A 16,456-nucleotide genomic window follows, 5' to 3' on the forward strand; every position below is an offset into this window, starting at 1 on the left:
GGACCGAGCAGGGCTGACCGCTCGGCTGCGTGCCGACCGTGACCGTGTCCGCCGCGCCGTTGGCGAGGCCGCTCGGGAACGTGAATGCTCCGTGGGCGGTGACCGGCCGCGGCTGCGCGCCGGAGTTGAGCGACAGCACGAGGCCGCTGCCGGTGAGGCCACCGACGTTGCCGCCGACGGTGTAGGTCGTCGGTCCGCCCTTCGTGGCCGGGATCAGGCACCACTCATCCAGCGTACCGGTGTCCTGCCCCGCAGCGTCCACCGCCTTGAGGCTCCACGTGCCCGTCAGCGACTGGCCATTGAACGCGGTACCGAGCAGCGCGTTCGGCTTGAGCGTGCCCGAGAGCGCCGGCGGAGTCGTGTTGCATTGCGATTGCACCGTAGTGGTCGCGGCATCGTCGAGCGTGACGTCGATGTCGTTGCCGCTGCAACTGCCGTTGCCGTTGGTGGGGCGGTTGATCACGATGACGCTGCTGCCCTTGCTCAGCGTGAAGGTGAGATCGCCGACATAGGTGTGGGCTGCCTTGATCGAGAGCTTGAGGCCGGTGATCGTCGAAGCGTCGGCGACGACGAGGGAATCCGTGACGCCGGCGGAGCTGTTGTCCGGGATCGAGGCGTGCGGCGCGCGGCAGATCATGTTCGCGGTGGTGAAGCTCGCCGTCGCGGATGTCGTCGTGCTGCACGCGTTCAGGCTCTTCACGCGCCAGTAGTACGTCGTGTTCGGCGAGAGCCCGGTGACCGCGGTGCTCGTCGCGGTGATGCCCGGCAGCGTCTGCACGATGGTCGAGAACGCGGCGTCGGTCGCGATTTCGATCGTGTACGAGGCGGTGTTCGTGCCGGCGCTCCAGGCCAGCGTCGGTGACGTACTGACGCCGCTCGCGCCGTTCGCCGGCGTCGTCGGCGTCGCCGCGGTGGGTGCGCCCGTGGTGATCACGAGCTGGCTCGTCGCGGAGTGGCCGGGGCTCGAGGTCGCCGTGCCGTTCACCGTGATGGTCGAGGTGCCGGAGACGGCGGAGCCGTTGGCGGTCAGCGTCATGATCGAGCTGCCGCCGGGCACGACCGGATTGACCGAGAACGACGCGCTGACGCCGGCAGGAAGGCCGCTCGCGGCGAGCGTCACCGCATTGGAGAAGCCCATCTGGCTGCCGACCTGGATCGTGTAGGTGGTACTGGCCGGCGCGCAGATGCTCTGGCTCGCCTCGACGATCGCGAGCGTGAAATCAGGGGCGTCCGAGCTGCACACGGGACGCACGCCGCAGGCGATGCCATGGGCGCTGAACGCGTCCCAGATGCGGCAGCCGTTCGGCGTGCCGTTGGCGAGGTTGCCGTCGTTGTCGTCGGCGGCGAGGAACACCGTGTACCAGTTGTTCGAACCGCAGCCGTCGATGTTCGCCGACGGGTTGCACTGGCCGCCGCTGGCGATGCGATAGGCGCTCTTGCTCGGCGTGAGGCTGCCGTACCAGATGCGGTCCATCTCGCTCCAGCCCTGCGTCGTTCCCCACTTGCTGACCAGTTTCTGCGCGAGGTCCCAGTTGGCCGAGCTCGCGATGTAGCTCTCGCAGTGGCCCTCGTAGCCCATCGGGCCCTGGTAGGCCACGAACGCGGTCGGATGGATGTAGGGGCAGGCGACGCCGGTGCCGCCGATGTACTGGTCGCAGTTGATGCCGGCGTTGTCGGTCACCGTGGACGGACGTGCGACGGTGGCGGCGCCGAGCGTGCTGAACGCGCCGACGTCGCGCACGCCGGTGCACGAAGCAGGGCAGTTCGGGCACGGCGAACCGGGCTCGAAATTCTTGCCGATGCACGAATCCTTCGTCTCGAGGAACGCGAACGTGTCACCGACCGCTTCACCGCTGCCGTACTCGCTCGCCGCGCCGCCGCTGTTGGTGTCCATGCCGTGGCCCCACTCGTGCAGGAACACCGCGGCGATCTCGCCCGTGTTGGAGCAGCCGCCGCCGGAGCGGAAGAAGTTCAGCGTGCTGACGTCCCAGTAGTCGTTGCACAGCTGGTTGAGATTCATGTTCGCCGTCACCTTGCTCTGCAGCCAGGCATTGGACGGGAAGAACGTGATCGCCTTCCGGTTGATGTTGGTGAGGTGGTAGAAGCCGGTGCGCGAGGCGTGCGTGTTGCCGGCGCCGCCGACGCCCGGCGTGGTGCAGTCGGTGCCGCCGCTCGTGCCGAGTGCGAGGTTGCCGTCGCTGGAATTGGACAGCGAAATGGAGCCGCAGCTGTCGACCATCCTGAAGTACTTGCCGTCGAGCGCCGTGGTCGCCGTGCCGCCGGAATAGTCGTAGATGCCGAGCGCGTCGGTGACCTTGGCGCCGCCATTCGTGACCGCGACGAACGGCATCGGCTTGACCACTTCGGCATCGGAATTGGTGGTCGGGTAGATGCCGCCGGTGACCGTCGCATTGACGTAGTCGTTGAGGTCGCGCACTTCGATCACGCGATTGGTCTTGGCATCGAAGAGCACCTGGTAGGTCGCCTGGTCGTCGTCGACGCGGAACACGAAGCGCCACGCGAGTCGATGCGCGTAGCCGTTGCCGGCCGAACCGAAGTAGTTCGCGTAGCGATCCTCGCCGGCCGGCGCGATCGGGAGTACGAGCAGTTCACCGGCCTCGAGCAGGTCGACGATACGCGTGCCCGCCGGGAAGGCGATCTCGCGCAGGGCGAGATCGAGCGCATTCTCGCGCGTCGATACCGGCTGCACGTCGATGGACACCGGCGCGACGCGGTAGCTGCCGAACTGCACGATGTTGCCGGCCGCGACGCGGAAGAACAGGTTGGCGCCCTCGATGCGCACGCCGTCCTTGTACTGCGCGAACTCGACGAACCAGTGCGAATCGTTCTTGCCGTAGGCGATGCTGCTGTCCGGATCGAGCGCGAATTCCAGTCCCTTGGTCTTCAGCAGGTCCTCGTTCGCCGCGATGAAGTCCTGCAGGCGCGTCTCCACCAATGCCAGGTCGATCGGTTCATCGGCGGCGAGGCCGAGTCCGGCCAGCGTGAGCGAATTGCCGGCCCCCGGCACGAGCGCGATGCCGCTGCCCTGGACGAGATTCGGCCGGTCGGCGCGACGGTCCCAGCGCATCTCCCAGCTGCCGCCGTAGCGTTGCACGAACGCGCCCGCTTCGGCGCGCGATTGGCCGATCGCGAGCGATTCGGTCGCCTCGAGCTCGGGCTGCACCTCGATGTCCGGCGCGACGAACGCGCGCGGCAGTTTCGGATGCGCGGCGCGCTGGTCGGGTGCCACCGGCTGGATCGCGAACGCGACCCCGGCGAGCAGGGCGAGGCAGAACGCGAGCAACGCGTTCGCCGATGTCATCGCGCGCGAACGCGTCGCGCCACGGTGTATCAGTGTCATCGAACGATCTCCCCAAGCATTGGCGAAGCCGGTGCGTGGTCGCTCGCTGCCGTCGCCCGCGCGACGTCCGCAGCGGGCGGTGGACCGACGCCCGACGAGGTTTACGACGAAGGATTTCCCCAAGGCGCGCTTGCGCCGGGCACTACGGTAGCACGCGCCACGAGGCGCGCGAATGCCAGTTTCAGGCGCTGAGCAGCGAGTTCGAGCGGCCTATGCCGGGCGATGCAGGGAGCGATCCGCCTGCAGGACGAGATGCGCGAGCGTATCGATGCTGTCGGTCATGCGATCGAATGCTTCGACGACTTCGGCGGCGACGCCGGCGTCCTTCTCGCCGGCCGCCGCCTCGAGCCGCGCCGCGAGCGCTCGCTCCTCGGCGCGCAGGTCGGACGCGTGCGCGGGTGGGGTGCCCTCGCGCAACGCGGTGGCGAGTGCCTCGAGGCTGAGCGCGATGCGCGTCGCGAACGCCACGAGTGCGTCGCGCTCGGGCAGGTCGCGTGCGTCCTGCAGCACCGCTTCGAACGCCATGCACGCGCGCACGAAGCGGTTGGCGTTGGCGAACAGGCCGTCGGCGAACGCGAGCAGGCGGTGGTCGGGCCGCGGCTCGCCGCGCAGGCGGGCGATCGAGGCTTGCGCATTCGTGCGTGCACTGCGCGCGAGCGTGCGCGTGGCGACGTGCGCGGCGGCGTCGTCGCGCAGCAGGGTCGCGAAGTAGCTGCGGTACGCATCGAGCATCGCCGCGAGCGCGGGACGCACGCGTCGCCGTTCCCAGGTCGGCCACAGCGCGTAGGCCAGCAGCGCGACGGCGCTGCCGATTGCCGTCGCGATGCCACGTGCGACCATCGTCTCTCCGGGCGCGATGCCGCCGAACGCGAGCAGGATCACGACGACGCCGGTCAGCATCATCACGCCGAGCCCGTAGTGCACCGTGACGAGCAGACGGAAGCCGATGCAGAGCGCGCCGAGCAGGGCGAGTTCTTCCCACGGCCCGCCGAACGCGTAATGAACGAGCGCGGTCGTGAGCACGAGCCCGAGCAGCGTGCCGGCGACACGCAGCAGCCCGAACTGCAGCGTGCCGGCAAAATCGGGCTTGAGCACGATCGCGATCGTCATGGGGATCCAGTAGCCGTGCTCGAGGCCGGCGATGCGTTCGGCCGCGACGGCGAGCGCGAGGCAGGTGCCGCAGCGCAGCGCGTGGCGAAAGGCCACCGACGACATCGCGACGTTCGCGCGCAACGTGGCCAGCCAGCTGCGCGGCTGCAGTGCGCGAGGCAGCTCGGCTTCGGCGATCTGCGCGCGGATTTCGCCGCGGCTGCCGGCGAAATTCGCGTTGCGCAGCATCGCGCGCAGCTGGCCGGCCAGCCCCTGCGCGCGCGCGAGCGCGATCACCAGTTCGCGCGGCGCTGGTTGCGCGCGGTCGCGCAGCTCGGCGAGCGCGTCGAGCGTCGCTTCGAGGCCTTCCATGGCCGCTGCGCCGGCGAGCGGGCTGATGCCGCGCTCGAGAGCGGCGGCGAGTGCTTCGAGCGTGCGCGCCGCATATTCGAGCGTGCGGCCCAGCGTCGCGCTGGCGTCGCGGTCGGCGAGGTCGACGCGCAGGTCGACCAGCGCGAGCAGCTCGAGTCGCATGCGTTCGACCAGTTCGGCCAGCACGCGGAACGTCTCCATGATCTCGCCGCGCGCACGGTGCGCGCCGTGCAGCATGTGCTCGACGTCGATCAGCGCCTGCGTGACGGGCGGCGCCTGCGCGCGATCGGGAATGCCGCGGGCGCTCGCGGCGAGCTGGCGGCAGATCTCGGCGAGCGCATGCCGCTCGGGCCGGTAGCGCTGGAGCGGCCACGCCGCGATCGCGAACAGCGTCTGCAGCACGCCGCCACCGACGATGAGCGCGCCCGCAGCCAGCGCGCCGTCGAGCGGACGGGGCTGCGCGGCGGTGATGACGAGCAGGATCATGCTCGTGAGCCCCGCGCGCGCGGCGTCGGGACCGAGCGCGACGAGCAGCCCACCGCCGACGCCCCAGACGAGGCTCGCGATCACGAGCAGGCCCGTATGCGGGCCGATCAGGCTGCCGAGGAATGCGGACAGGCCGGCGGCGAACGCGGTCAGCAGCATGCGCTGCATGCGCAGCCGGTACGGGCCCGGCTGGTCGGTGAACATCGTATTGAGCGCGCCGGCGGCGACGCCGAGCCCGGCCTCGACATGGCCGCTCGCGATGCCGAGCGCGAGTGGCAGCACGACCGCGGCCGCATTGCGCACCGCCACGCGCAGCGGCCCGTCGCGCGGCTTGACTTCGATCAGGCTGCGTAGCATGCGCGGATGATGCGGCAGCCGCGGCGGGCTGCACAGGGCGTCCGCGCCACCAGCGATCGCGCGTGCAGCGGTTTCATCCCTCGAACGCGTATTTCTCCGGCGCCGGGTTCAGGTGGCCGCAGGCGTCGCAGGTGCGCGCCTCGACCGAGCGGTAGAAATGCTCGAACACGCGCGGGAAGTCGTTCTCGATGTCGAGGAGATGGAAGAACTCCTCGTACAGCTTGTGGTTGCAGCGCTCGCAGAACCACATGAGGCCGTCCTGCTCGTGCGCGAGGCGCTTGCGCTCGACCACGAGTCCGATGGAGCCGGGCATGCGTTGCGGGGAGTGCGGCACGCGCGGCGGCAGGTGGAACACTTCGCCGGCGCGGATCGGGATGTCGCGCACGCGACCATCCTCCTGGATGCGCAGGACCATCTCGCCCTCGAGCTGGTGGAAGAACTCGGGGCCTTCCTCCCAGTGGTAGTCGGTGCGCAGGTTCGGGCCGCCGACGATCATCACGATGAAGTCGCCCGCGTACATGCACTTGTTGCCGACCGGCGGCTTGAGCAGGTGGCGGTGTTCGTCGATCCAGGCTTGCAGGTTGAAGGGTGCAGGCAGCATCACGGCGTTTTCCCAGGCGCGAAGCCGGAGTTTATCGCCGGCGACATCGGAGTGCGACGCTTGGGGTGAGGGCTCCCGCAGAAGCACGCGCACGGCGGGACCACCTTTCCTCCGTTCGCCCTGAGCGCAGACCGCAGTTCGGAGTCGATGGGCCGTCGTCCTCGAGGGTGGCCGCGAAGACAGCTGCTCCCACACGAGCGCGGCGCACATCACCTCTGGAGCGCAGCCGCTGCGCGACCCTTGCGCCTCGGCGCACCCGACGCTGCGGTCGCCCACTGGATGGGCTCCTGCAAGGGACGCCAAGCGTTCGTCGTGCGAGGGAGAGCATCGCGGCTGAAGCCGCTCCCACACCGCCGCGTTGCCGCGGGGCCGGCTTTTCAGCCCTCAGCCTTCAGCCCTCGCTCGAGCGATGCACTTGAGCTCGATCGCGATCGGCGTCGGCAAGGCGGTGATGCCCAGCGTCGTGCGGCATGGCGCGGTCGCGGGGTCGGGGAAATACTCGGCATAGACGCGGTTGTACGCGGCGAAATCGCGCGCCATGTCGGTGAGGAATACGGTCACGTCGACGAGGTCTTCCCAGCGCGCGCCGCTCGCCTCGAGCACGGCGCGCACATTGGCGAACACCTGGCGGCATTGCGCTTCGATGTCGTACGCGAGGAGCTTGCCGTCCGCGTCGTGCACGTTGCCGGGGATCACATTGCTCCCCGGCGTGCGCGGGCCGACGCCGGAAAGGAACAGCAGGTCGCCGACGCGGCGCGCGTGCGGATAGGCGCCGACCGGCGCAGGCGCGGCATCGGTGCGGATCGCGTCACCCATCATGCGCCCTGCTCGCAGGGCTCCGCGGCGGCTTCGCCGCGCGGTTGCGTCATGCCCGTGTAGCAACTCGGGCGCGGTTCACCGCCGCGCCGCACGACCTTGCCGTCGGCGCCGATCGTGACGGTGCTCTTTGAGATCTGCCGGTTGGAATCGTCGCTCGCCGTCACGCGGTAACCCCCGGGGCGCAGGTAGAGGATGCCGTGCACCACGGCCTGGCCGAGTGACAGGCGGTCCTGCAGGCGCTCGGCGCCCTTGACCGGGTCGAGCACGAGGCGGTCGGCCGGAATCGCACCTTCGCCTTCGTCCGCATAACGTGCCTCGACGAGGCAGGGGAACTGGTTCTGGCAGACGCTGCCATTGACGAAGTAGGGGAAGCGCAGGCCGTCGAGGTCGGCCCAGGTCGGGCGATCGTCGCGGATCTCGTCGACCGGGAAGAACACGCTCACGTCGTAGGCCTTGGGCTTGAGCGACCACGGCTCGCCCTTCGCGTTCTCGAACACGATCGGGGTCTTAGGATGCAGGCTGTCGACGACCTCGTGGTAGTACGGATGGTTCTCGGTGCCCGGCGGATGCTCGATCAGCATCGTCTGCTCGACCGTGAGCGGGTCGATGCCGCTGAGCTTGCGGAAGTGCTGCGCCATGCTCCTGCCGCCGAGGTACTTGCCGTTCTCCTGGATGTGCGCGTACCCGGCGTTGACGACGAGCCGCGCGTCCGGATGCGCCTTGAACACGCGTTCGTAGAGGTTCTTCGCCTGGTCGTACTCGCGCACGTCGCCGTTGCCTTCCTTTTCGCTCTCGTAGGCGACGATCCTGAAACCGAGCCTGATCGCGGTGCGTACCATCTCCGCGCAGATCGGCTCCATCGTGTAGAAGCCGCTCTTGTCGGTCGGGTAGCCGCGCTTCTCGAGGTCCGGGTCGCTCGCGTAGATCGTCTCGGCGGCGAACGTGTCGTAGCCGTCATCGCGCAGCTTCTGCAGCAGCTCGACGGTGACCGTGCGCGTGAGCGGCACGTTGTGCGCCTCGTTGAAGAACACCGCCTTGCGGCCCTTCGCGAGTGCCGCGATCGCCTCGATCGCCGGCTTGGCCGTGTAACTGCCCTTGAGCGGCGAGGGCGCGTCGTCCGACGCCGGCAGCTGGCGGATCGAATACGAATCGTGCGCGCCGACGTAGTCGCCGACGAAGCTCTGGTACCAGCTGAGGTACTGGCCGAACACGATGCGGAACGCGCGATTGTTGTCGCTGCGATACGCATCGCGCATCGCGCGGTACTGGGAGAGGAGGCCGGTGCGCTTGAGCGCTTCGGTGTACACCTTCTCGGACTTCTCGAAGGCGGCCTTCTGTGCCTGCGCCCACTGGTACGGCGAGAGCGTTTCCGGTTCCGCGCCGTGCGCGAGGCAGGGCAGCAGTGCGGCGAGGGCGAAGGTGGCGGGGGTACGCATCGTCGGGATCGTCCGTTCGGTTCGTGGATTCGTGATACCACCCGGATCGTCGATGCGCCAGCCCTAAACCTGCTCGTTGACGAGGGCGAGGGCCGCGGCCGCGGCGCGGGCGAGCTCGTTGGTGTTCGCGACGTGCATCGCGAGGTCGCGAACGCGGCCGTTGCGCAGGCTGTAGATCCAGCCGTGCACGGTGAGGTCCTGGCCGCGATCCCACGCGTCGCGCACGACGGTGGTCTGGCACACGTTGATGACCTGCTCGAGCACGTTCAGCTCGCACAGTCTCGCATGCCGCTGCTGCGGGTCGGCCACCTGTGCCAACGCTTCGGCGTGCTTGTGCTTCACGTCGTCGACATGGCGCAACCAGTTGTCGACGAGGCCGAGCCGTTGTTCCTGGAGTACGGCAAGCACGCCGCCGCAGCCGTAGTGGCCGACCACGATGATGTGCTCGACCTTGAGAACGTCGACCGCGAACTGGATCGTGCTGAGGCAGTTGAGGTCGGTGTGCGCGACGACGTTGGCGACGTTGCGGTGCACGAACACCTCGCCCGGCGCCATGTCGATGATCTGGTTGGCCGGCACGCGCGAGTCGGAGCAGCCGATCCACAGGTACTTGGGGGCCTGCTGCTCGGACAGGCGGCGGAAGAACTGCGGGTCGTTCGCGACCAGCGAATCGGACCAGGCGCGGTTGCGGTCGAGCAAATCCTTGAGATCGTGCATTGGTCAGCCCAGGCGGATGCAGATGTTCTTAGGTTCGGTGAAGAAACGCAGCGCGTCGAAACCGCCTTCGCGGCCGACGCCCGAGTTCTTCACGCCGCCGAACGGCGTGCGCAGGTCGCGCAGCAGCCAGCAGTTGATCCAGACGATGCCGAACTCGAGCTTCGCGCCGATGCGGTGGGCGCGGCCGAGGTCGCGCGTCCACAGCGACGCGGCGAGGCCGTAGCCGGTACCGTTGGCGATGGCGAGCGCTTCGTCCTCGTCGTCGAATGGCAGCAACGTCACGACCGGACCGAAGATCTCTTCCTGGTTGGTCGCACTGTCGTTGCCGAGGCCCTCGATCACGGTCGGCGCGACGAACCAGCCGTCCGAGCAGCGGCCGCCGATGCGCAGCGCCTCGCCGCCGAGCAGCACGCGGCCGCCATCGGCGACCGCGCGTTCGATGCAGCCGGTGACCTTGGCGAAATGCGCCGCGGAGACCAGCGCGCCGAGGTCGTTCGTTTCCTCGTTCGGATCGCCGACGCGCAACGCGCGCACGCGTTCTAGGTAGCGCGGCACGAAAGCGTCCCAGATCGAGCGCTGGACGAGCAGGCGCGAGCCGCACAGGCAGATCTCGCCCTGGTTGGCGAAACCCGAGCGCACGATCGTGTCGAGGTTCGCGTCGGACAGGTCCGCATCGGCGAAGACGATCGCGGGATTCTTGCCGCCCATCTCGAGCGACACCTTGCGAAAGCGCGTCGCGGTCGCTGCGGCGATCGCCGCGCCGGTGCGCGTGCTGCCGGTGAACGAAACCGCCTTGATGCCCGCATGCTCGACCAGTGGCTGGCCGACGCGCGGGCCGTCGCCGAGCACGATGTTGAGCACGCCGGGCGGGAACCCTGCTTCGAGCGCGAGTTCGCCGAGGCGCGCGGCCGTGCACGGCGTCACTTCCGACGGCTTGGCGACGACCGTGTTGCCGGCGGCGAGCGCGGGCGCGATCTTCCAGGTGAACAGGTACAGCGGCAGGTTCCACGGCGAGATGCATGCGACCGCGCCGAGCGGCTGGCGCAGCGTGTAGTTGAGCGCGAGCGCGTCGGTCGCATGCGCTTCGCTCGCCCACTGGGTGACCGCCGCGGCGAAGAAGCGCAGGTTGGCCACTGCACGCGGGATGTCGAGGCTCCGCGCGAGCTTGACCGGCTTGCCGCTGTCCTGCGATTCGAGTCGCGCGAGCGCGTCGAGGTCCTGTTCCACCAGCGCAGCGAGCCGCTCGAGCAGGCGCGCACGCTGTTCCGCCGGCGTTGCCGCCCAGGCCGGCGCGGCGCGCGTCGCCGCGGCGACCGCCGCGTCGACATCGCCCGCATCGGAATCGGGGCAACGCGCGAACACGGTGCCGGTGGCGGGCTCGAACACGTCGAGCCAGCGGCCGCCCGCAGCGGGCTGGAGGCGGCCATCGACGAGATTGGCGAGTTCCTTCATCGGCGAGAGCTTAACGGGTCGCGGCCTCGAATGATCGCATGCGCAGGCGCATGCGGTCAGGTGCGCCGCGCTTTCCACCACACGCAGGGCGGCACGCGCGCAGCGCGTGCCGCCGCAGCGCCAGGGCAACGCGTAAAGACTGGAATACGAAGCAGGCCGAGCACACGAAGAACTACTATGCGCTCGCGTCGTGAGTGGGCCGCAGGTCTGGGCCGAGCGCGACGCGTCCATCGAACACGAAGCAGGTGCCGTCGTAGCCGTGGCCGCCGACGCGTTCGAAGTAGCCGAGGATGCCGCCCCCGAGCTGCCAGACGCGATCGAAGCCGTTCGCCTGCATCCACAATGCGGCCTTCTCGCAGCGGATGCCGCCCGTGCAGAAGCTCACGACGGTCGCGCCCGCGAGCGCCTCGCGTTGCGACTCCACTGCCGCGGGCAGGTCGACGAAGTTGTCGATCGGCAGGGTGAGCGCATCGCTGAAAGTGCCGTGCGCGACCTCTTCGCGATTGCGCGTGTCGAGCAGCACGACGCGACGGCCTTGGTCGTCGTGGCCGGCGTCGATCCAGCGCGCGAGTCGCTCCGGTGCAAGCGCCGGAGCGCGGCGCTGCGCGGGCGCGGCATCGCGGCGGAACGCGATGATCTCGCGCTTGCGCTTCACCTTGAGGCGCGCGAACGGCTGCTTCGCACTGAAGCTGCGCTTGGCCTCGATCGATGCGAAGCGCGGATCGGTACGCAGCGCATCGAGGAAGGCGTTCACCTCGGCGGATTCGCCGGCGAGGAAGAGATTGAGCCCCTCCGGGGCGACGAGCACGCTGCCGCGCAGCGCGCCGGCCTCGGCGCGTTCGCGCAGGCGCGTCGCGAGCGCGTCGGTGTCATCGACCGGCGAGAACAGGTAGGCGGCGATATTGAGGATCATTCGGCTTTCGGCTCCGGCTCGCGATGCCCCGACGTCACAGCGACAGCGTCCTCCCGCCGTCGACGGGGACATTGACGCCGTTGACGTACGCCGCCGCGGGCGAGGCGAGGAACGCGATTACCGCCGCGATCTCGGCCGGCTTGGCGAACCGGCCGGCGGGCACGGTTGCGAGCATCGCCTGTTCGATCTCCGCGCTGCTCTTGCCGGTCGCGCGCGTGCGCTCGGCGAGGATCTGCTCGAGCCGCTGCGTCTGCGTGTAGCCGGGCAGCACGTTGTTGACGGTGATGCCGTGCGCGCCGAGTTCGCCGGCGAGGGTCTTGGCCCAGCTCGCGGTCGCCCCGCGGATCGTGTTCGACACGCCGAGGTTCCTGATCGGCTCCTTCACCGAGGTCGAGATCACGTTGACGATGCGGCCGTAGCCGGATGCCTTCATGCCCGGCAGCACCGCCTGCAGCACGGTCTGCGCCGCGACGAGGTGCTGCTTGAATGCGGCGAGGTAGTCCTCGATGCCGGCCGCATGCGCGGTGCCGCCCGGAGGGCCGCCGGTGTTGTTGACGAATACGTGCATCGCGCGTGCGTTCGCCGCGGCCTCGACCTTCAAGCGCAGGGCCGCATGGTCGCTCATGTCCGCCGCGATCGTCGCGTGCACCTGCTTCGCGTGCGTCGTCGGCAGCATGGCGAGTGCGGCATCGAGCGGCTCCTGCGAACGCGCGAGCAGGGTCACGTCGGCACCGAGCAGCGCCAGTTCGATCGCAGCCGCCTTGCCGATGCCCTGCGAGCCGCCGCAGACGAGCGCGTGCTTGCCGGTGAGGTCGAGGTTCATGTCGTGCTCCGGTTCTACGTGGAAAGCGAAGGCTTGCAACGCGAGGACACGAAGGAAAATCGAGTCGAGCCATGGGGGCGGGGGTGTAGCCGCTCGTGAATCTCGTGGCCCAGCCAGCCAGTGGATCTTCCTTCCTCGTGCCCTTCGTGTCCTTCGTGATTCGGTCTTTCGCCCTTCGCCTCGGCCTCGTCGCGCGAAAGGTTCAATGCCGCGGCGGGAGTTTCTGGACCATCTTCGCGAGCAGTTCCTCGTCGCTGTCGCCCCGAGGCGGTTCGATCTCCGCGAGGTCGAAGCCCATCGCCGCGGCGTCGTCCTCGTCGAGGCCGTCGAAGGCGCGGAACTCGGCGTCGAGCAGGGCCATGCGCGCGGCGGTTTCGTCGTCGTAACGCAGCACGCGCCCGTCGTTGTCGAACACTTCGGCGATGCCCGAGTCGAGCACGTCGAGGCGGGCCCAGATCAGGGTGTCACCGAGCGCGGCGAGCCACCACTGTGAGGCATCGGCGCTCATGCGGAGGCTCCCGCCAGCAGCTTGGCGACGGTCGCCGCCACGGCACCGAGCACGATCGCCCACGCGCCGATGCTGCCGGGCGCGCCGAGTGCGTTCAGCCCGCGATCGCGCAGCGCGCGGTAGCGGCCGGCGAGGTACCAGCCGAATGCGCGTGGCGCGAACAGGAAACCGCCGAGGCGTTCGTGCTCGGCCGGGTGCCGCTCGCGCAGGTGTACGGCGACGAGCATCCAGATGATGACGTAGGTAGTCAGCCCGGCGACGGCGAGGCCGAGGCCCATGATGAAGATGAACTGGTGCCAGGCGGATGCAGGCATTTGAAGGATCTCCCGGTGGACGCGGATCGCGCCATGGATGGGCGCGAACGGCGGCGGCGGACGCTCGGCTAGAACTCCGCCGTGCCCGGCGCGCGCGGATAGGGGATCGCGTCACGGATGTTGGCGAGGCCGCAGACGTAGACGACGAGGCGCTCGAAGCCGAGGCCGAAGCCCGCGTGCGGGACGGTGCCGTAGCGGCGGAAATCGCGGTACCACGAGTACATCTTCGGGTCGAGGCCGAACTGGGCGATGCGCTTGTCGAGGATGTCAAGGCGCTCCTCGCGCTGCGAACCGCCGATGATCTCGCCGATGCCGGGCGCGAGCACGTCCATCGCGGCGACGGTGCGGCCGTCGTCGTTGAGGCGCATGTAGAACGCCTTGATCTTCTCGGGGTAGTTCTTAACGACCACCGGCCCGCCGACGTACTCCTCGGTGAGGAAGCGCTCGTGCTCGGTCTGCAGGTCGGCGCCCCATTCGACGGCGTAATCGAACCTGCGGCCGGACTTCTTCAGGATCTCGACCGCGTCGGTGTAGTCGATCTGCGCGAACGGCGAAGCGATGATCGCCTCGAGGCGCGAGATCGCCGTCTTCTCGACGCGCTCGGCGAAGAACGCCATGTCGTCGGGGCGCTCGGCGAGCACCATGCGGAAGATGAACTTGAGGAATTCCTCCGCGACGCGCGCGTCCTCGGCGAGGTCGGCGAATGCGATCTCGGGCTCGACCATCCAGAACTCGGCGAGATGGCGCGTGGTGTGCGAGTTCTCCGCGCGGAACGTCGGCCCGAACGTGTAGACCTTGCTGAGCGCGAGGCAGTAGGCCTCGACGTTGAGCTGGCCGGACACGGTCAGGAACGCTTCCTTGCCGAAGAAGTCCTTCTTGAAATCCACCGCGCCCTTGTCGGTGCGTGGCAGGTTCATGAGGTCGAGCGTCGAGACGCGGAACATCTCGCCGGCGCCCTCGGTGTCCGAGGTCGTGATGATCGGCGTGTTGACCCAGAAATAACCGTGCTCGTCGAAATAACGATGGATCGCCTGCGCGATCGTGTGGCGCACGCGGCTGACCGCGCCGAACAGATTGGTGCGCGGGCGCAGGTGGGCGACTTCGCGCAGGAATTCGGGCGAATGGGACTTGGGCTGGATCGGGTAGGTTTCCGGGTCGTCGATCCAGCCGAGCACGCTGAGCGAGCTCGCCTGCAGTTCGAAGGCCTGGCCCTTGCCCTGGGAGGCGACGAGTTCGCCCTCCGCGGTGATCGCGCAGCCCGCGGTGAGGTGAAGCACTTCGCTTTCGTAGTTGGCGAGCGCTGCCGGTGCGACGACCTGGATGGGATCGAAGCACGAGCCGTCGCTGAGGTTCACGAACGACAGCCCCGCCTTGGAGTCGCGGCGCGTGCGCACCCAGCCGTTGATGCGCACCTTGCTGCCCGGCGCGATCGCGCCCGACAGTGCGTGCTTGACGTCCACCACCCTCACGTCGCCGTCGACGTCGGACATACCTTGAAACTCCCGGTCGGAATACCCACCTCGGCAGGGCCGAGAACGATCGGCGATCATAGCGGAATCGCTCGCGCGGCAGTGCGCCGCGCTATCATCCGGCAGGGCAATGCCGCCAATGGCGAACGCCGCGCGAGGGCCCTCCGGCCGCACTTTCGACGAAGGACACATGACGATCCAGCTCACCACTGCCGCGCGGCAGCGCATGCAGGACTTCCTCGCGAAGGATCCGGGCGCCTGCGGCGTGCGCTTCGGCATCAAGCGCACCGGCTGTTCTGGCTTCGGCTACACGGTCGATCTCGCGACGACCATTGCCGGCGACGACACCGTGTTCGACCAGGACGGCGTGCGCCTGATCGTCGACCGCAAGGCGTTGCCGTTCGTCGACGGCACCGAGATCGACTTCGAGCGCCACGGCCTCAACGCGACCTTCGTGTTCCGCAACCCGAACGCGACCGGCGAATGCGGCTGCGGCGAGAGCTTCACGGTCGAGACCCAGGCTTGACCGCGAGCCCGCCGTCGCCCGCGGCTCCCGCGCCGGACGAGCACGCTTCCGCATTGCTCTCCATGCTGCCGCACGTGCTGGACACGCTGCGGCGCGAGCCGGCGGTCGCGATCACGCTAGCCTACCTGCTCGTCGCGATGGCGGGCATCTTCTACAACTACTGGTTCTACCGCGCGTTCGGCATCCCCGTGCTCACCCTGTCGCAGATCAGCGACTTCCTGGTCGCCGGCCTGCAGCAGCCGATGGCGCTCGTACTGGTCCTGTCGACGTTCCCGTTGTGCTGGCTCATGGACAAGGTCAACGCGCGCAGCCGGCGCAAGCACCTCGCCCTGATCGACGAATTACGGGCGTTGCCGACCGCGGGGCATTGGCAGGCGTGGCGCCTGCGCGCGCTCGAGTGGCGCGTCGGTGCGCTCTGGTACACGCAGCTCGGGTACGTCGCCGTGGTCGCCGTGTACGGCTGGACCTTCGTCGGCCTGTACGCGAAGTCGCGAGCCGAAGCGGTGCGGAGGGGGGAGGGTGCGCCGGTGGAGGTCTGGCTCAACGGCGAGCACGAGCATATCGCGGCACGCGGCCCGGCCGGCTGGTCGTATCTTGGCGCGGTCGCCAATTACGTGTTCGTCTACGACCGCACGGAGCAGCGCGCGGTCGTGCTACCGGTCAATGCGATTGCGCGCATGCAGCTCGGGGCGCTGCCGGCTGGCGGCTCGCGGCCACGCGCAGCACCGGTCCCCTAGCAGGATGTTGAAAAAGGCGCTATCCAGCGCTTTTTCAACTCAGCGAGTCCGGCGCATGTCCGGACTCGCTTCCGCGATTCAACGACGTGCGTCGTCGACTCGCGAGCGATCCATCCGTGGATCGCATCCGCAGGCTGTTTTTCAACAGCCTGCTAGCCGTCGCCGCGCCCGCGCGGTTGCGCCAATCCCCTGATTCCATTAGTATCCGCGCCCCTTCGGTCCGTCCGGGGCGCCTGCACGGCCGCCGCACGTGCCGAAGGACCTTGCCTCACCGCGTTCCCGCGGGAGGCTGCCGCCCGGAAATCCGTCCGGCGGTACCCACAAGGAGCCACCATGCGTCATTATGAAATCGTGTTCCTGGTCCATCCGGACCAGAGCGAGCAGGTCCCGGCGATGATCGAGCGCTACAAGGCGCTGATCGAGGGCGACAACGGCAAGATCCACCGCCTCGAGGACTGGGGCCGCCGCCAGCTCGC

General features: G+C 68.8%; 15 protein-coding genes. 3 read left to right on the top strand and 12 right to left on the bottom strand.

What is annotated here, in order from left to right:
- From ACTHK2_RS18240 to asnS, 12 genes are all read right to left on the bottom strand, one after another.
- Window positions 1-3,361, bottom strand: a 3,361-nt coding sequence (locus tag ACTHK2_RS18240; RefSeq protein ID WP_440247159.1) for a proprotein convertase P-domain-containing protein, incomplete at its 3' end; no start/stop codon positions are given.
- A gap of 210 nt (window positions 3,362-3,571) precedes the next feature.
- Window positions 3,572-5,665, bottom strand: a complete 2,094-nt coding sequence (locus ACTHK2_RS18245; RefSeq protein ID WP_440247160.1) for an FUSC family protein — start codon at window positions 5,663-5,665, stop codon at window positions 3,572-3,574.
- A gap of 73 nt (window positions 5,666-5,738) precedes the next feature.
- Window positions 5,739-6,266 (bottom strand): 3-hydroxyanthranilate 3,4-dioxygenase, encoded by a 528-nt coding sequence (locus ACTHK2_RS18250; protein ID WP_440247161.1) that lies wholly within the window; start codon window positions 6,264-6,266, stop codon window positions 5,739-5,741.
- A 384-nt stretch (window positions 6,267-6,650) separates the two neighbouring features.
- Complete coding sequence (locus ACTHK2_RS18255; protein WP_440247162.1) at window positions 6,651-7,085, bottom strand: RidA family protein; 435 nt, start codon at window positions 7,083-7,085, stop codon at window positions 6,651-6,653.
- Window positions 7,082-8,521, bottom strand: coding sequence for a hypothetical protein (locus ACTHK2_RS18260; protein WP_440247163.1), 1,440 nt, complete (start codon window positions 8,519-8,521; stop codon window positions 7,082-7,084). The genes ACTHK2_RS18255 and ACTHK2_RS18260 overlap by 4 nt, the downstream gene beginning before the upstream one ends.
- Window positions 8,522-8,584: 63 nt before the next feature.
- Entirely contained in the window at window positions 8,585-9,238 is a 654-nt protein-coding gene (gene can / locus ACTHK2_RS18265; RefSeq protein WP_440247164.1) for a carbonate dehydratase, read from the bottom strand.
- 3 nt (window positions 9,239-9,241) lie between these two features.
- Complete coding sequence (locus tag ACTHK2_RS18270) at window positions 9,242-10,690, bottom strand: aldehyde dehydrogenase (RefSeq protein WP_440247165.1); 1,449 nt, start codon at window positions 10,688-10,690, stop codon at window positions 9,242-9,244.
- 175 nt (window positions 10,691-10,865) lie between these two features.
- Window positions 10,866-11,603 (bottom strand): sulfurtransferase, encoded by a 738-nt coding sequence (locus ACTHK2_RS18275; RefSeq protein WP_440247166.1) that lies wholly within the window; start codon window positions 11,601-11,603, stop codon window positions 10,866-10,868.
- A 34-nt stretch (window positions 11,604-11,637) separates the two neighbouring features.
- Window positions 11,638-12,426, bottom strand: coding sequence for an SDR family oxidoreductase (locus tag ACTHK2_RS18280; RefSeq protein ID WP_440247167.1), 789 nt, complete (start codon window positions 12,424-12,426; stop codon window positions 11,638-11,640).
- A gap of 202 nt (window positions 12,427-12,628) precedes the next feature.
- On the bottom strand, window positions 12,629-12,934 hold the full coding sequence (locus tag ACTHK2_RS18285; protein WP_440247168.1) for a hypothetical protein: 306 nt from the start codon (window positions 12,932-12,934) through the stop codon (window positions 12,629-12,631).
- Complete coding sequence (locus ACTHK2_RS18290) at window positions 12,931-13,248, bottom strand: hypothetical protein (protein ID WP_440247169.1); 318 nt, start codon at window positions 13,246-13,248, stop codon at window positions 12,931-12,933. Before ACTHK2_RS18290 ends, ACTHK2_RS18285 begins: the two co-directional genes overlap by 4 nt.
- 68 nt (window positions 13,249-13,316) lie before the next feature.
- On the bottom strand, window positions 13,317-14,717 hold the full coding sequence (asnS, locus tag ACTHK2_RS18295; protein WP_440247172.1) for an asparagine--tRNA ligase: 1,401 nt from the start codon (window positions 14,715-14,717) through the stop codon (window positions 13,317-13,319).
- 190 nt (window positions 14,718-14,907) lie between these two features.
- Here asnS and ACTHK2_RS18300 point away from each other — a divergent pair, with 190 nt between their 5' ends.
- The 3 genes from ACTHK2_RS18300 to rpsF all read left to right on the top strand — a co-directional run.
- Entirely contained in the window at window positions 14,908-15,243 is a 336-nt protein-coding gene (locus tag ACTHK2_RS18300) for a HesB/IscA family protein (RefSeq protein WP_440247170.1), read from the top strand.
- Complete coding sequence (locus ACTHK2_RS18305) at window positions 15,240-15,980, top strand: hypothetical protein (RefSeq protein ID WP_440247171.1); 741 nt, start codon at window positions 15,240-15,242, stop codon at window positions 15,978-15,980. The genes ACTHK2_RS18300 and ACTHK2_RS18305 overlap by 4 nt, the downstream gene beginning before the upstream one ends.
- A 333-nt stretch (window positions 15,981-16,313) precedes the next feature.
- Window positions 16,314-16,456 (top strand): 30S ribosomal protein S6 (gene rpsF, locus ACTHK2_RS18310; protein WP_440247173.1); only part of this gene is annotated, 143 nt, incomplete at its 3' end.

Source organism: Dokdonella sp., from assembly GCF_051958935.1.
Lineage (GTDB): Bacteria > Pseudomonadota > Gammaproteobacteria > Xanthomonadales > Rhodanobacteraceae > Dokdonella_A.